Here is a 2,041-nt window from a genome sequence, read left to right as displayed (position 1 = left end):
ATGCGGCCCTCGGCGGCCCGCTCGGCGTGCGACACCGCCCGCACCCGGCCGGCGAGCCGGCGGGTGAGCAGCCAGTGCAGCGGCGCCGCGGCGCAGGCCAGCAGCGCCAGTTCCCAGCGCAGCACGAAGGCGGCCGAGGCGAAGCACACCACGGCGCAGCCGGCGGTGACAGCCTGGACCAGGCCGGTGCCGACGAGCTCGTCGACGGCGTCCACGTCCGAGCCGAACCGGGTGATGAGGTCGCCGGCCGGCCGCTGCGCGAAGAAGGTCGGCGACAGCACATGCAGGCGGGCGAGCATCGCCTCGCGCAGCCGGCCCAGCAACCGCCCCGACGCCCGAGCTTCCAGGAGGTGGCCCGCGTACCCGCACATGCCGCCGGCGACGGCGACGGACAGCCACCCCGCCGCCGGGCCCCAGAACTCCCGGGGTGCACCCTGGACGAGCGCCCGGTCGGTGAGCCGGCCGAAGAGCCGTTACCCGTGCGACGGCTTCCTGGGGAGCGGATGGGGCCGCGGCCGGCGCGGCCTCTTCGGCTTGGGCGGCGGCGGAAGAATCTTCTTGAGCGGCATTGTTTCTATCCCTTCCTCCAGGTCGGCCGTATTGCCGACGAATGGAAACGTTAGTCGGCTCGCGGAAGATCTGACTGTGAATTACCTGGGCCTTCCTGTGTGTTGCTGTCATGCGGGTATCACACTGGGTACCCCCGGTCGTCGCCGCCGGCTCGGCCCGGCCCGGCGGCCCGGGCGGTCCGCGTTGGGGCCTTCGGGCGTTCGAGCGTTCGGGTCTTCGAGCGTTGGGGCCTTCGGGCGTTGGGGAGGGCGGGCGGTCGGCGTCGCGGGCGGCCGCGGTCGAATGCTGGTAGGTCTGTCTGAGCGGATCCCGCACCGGCGGGATCACGCGAACCTGAGACGCCTGACCGCAGCACGGATGACTGTCAGACGTGTCGCCGCGACGCCCTGTGAACGGAGACGCTGATGAGCCCGGAGTTCCGGACCCTGAAGTTCGAGCGTGACGGCGGGGTGGCCCGGATCACCCTGAACCGCCCCGACGCCGCGAACGGCCTCAACCAGGAGATGTCCGCGGAACTGGCCCGGGCGGCAGCCGCCTGCGACGGTGACCCGTCGGTCCGGGCCGTGCTGTTGACCGCGACCGGCCGTTTCTTCACCGCCGGCGGCGACGTGAAGGAGATGGCGGACCACGGCGACCGCATCGGCGTGGAAATCAAGAAGCTCGCCGACGACCTGCACCGGGCGGTGTCGATCTTCGCTCGGATGAACGCGCCGCTGATCGTCGCCGTCAACGGCGTCGCCGCGGGTGCGGGGGTCAGCATCGTGGCCGCCGGCGACCTGGTGCTCGCGGCCGATTCCGCCACCTTCACCATGGCCTACACCAACGTGGGGCTCAGCCCGGACGGCAGTTCCTCCTACACGCTGCCCCGGCTGATGGGCCTGCGCCGCACGCAGGAGTTCATGTTTCTCAACCGCCGGCTGTCCGCCGCCGAGGCGCTGGAATGGGGCCTGGTCACCCGGGTCGTGCCGGCCGAGGACCTCGCCGGTGAGGCGACGGCGCTGGCGCAGCGGATCGCGGCGGGCCCAGCCGACTCGCACGGGGCCATCAAGCGTCTGCTGGTGCAGACGTTCGCCAACGGCCTGGAGACGCAGATGGAGCTGGAGGCGCGCGAGATCGCGCACAGCGCGGTCGGCGACGGCCGGGAAGGCATCACGGCGTTCGTCGAGAAGCGCGCCCCGAAGTTCATCTGACCGCCGGGTCACCGCGGCCGTCCCGCTTTGTCGGATCTGCCCTGTCGGATCCGTGCCCTGTCGGATCCGTGCCCTGTTCTGGTATGACTTTTCCTCACCCGAAATCGCCCCCGGTGGGCGGTCGGATGCGAGGAGTGCACGTTGAAAAGCCTGCGGCGGTGCGTCGGTGACCAGGTCGGAGGGTCCGGTCGCATCCGTGGGCGGCGGCGGCGGCGCCGGCTGCGGCGGATCGCGGCCGCCGCCGGGCTGGCCGGACTCGTCCTCGGCGCCTGCTCCAACGG

At 72.0% G+C, this 2,041-nt stretch carries 1 protein-coding gene and 1 pseudogene; one reads left to right on the top strand and one right to left on the bottom strand.

The window, feature by feature from the left end:
• Nucleotides 1–410 (bottom strand): annotated as a pseudogene (locus ND748_RS30695) (ABC transporter transmembrane domain-containing protein); the annotation flags it as partial.
• Between the two features lie 564 nt (nt 411–974).
• On the opposite strand from ND748_RS30695, the gene ND748_RS30690 reads away from it, so the two are divergent.
• Entirely contained in the window at nt 975–1,760 is a 786-nt protein-coding gene (locus ND748_RS30690) for an enoyl-CoA hydratase/isomerase family protein (protein WP_251749788.1), read from the top strand.
• Nucleotides 1,761–2,041: the final 281 nt, after the last annotated feature.

The organism is Frankia sp. AiPs1, assembly GCF_023716945.1.
Taxonomy (GTDB): domain Bacteria; phylum Actinomycetota; class Actinomycetes; order Frankiales; family Frankiaceae; genus Frankia.
This window is presented reverse-complemented; position numbering and strand designations above follow the sequence as displayed.

What these genes read in the sequence shown, in the direction of transcription:
- ND748_RS30690 (WP_251749788.1), top strand. Translation starts at nt 975, where the DNA reads ATGAGCCCGGAGTTCCGGACCCTGAAGTTCGAGCGTGACGGCGGGGTG.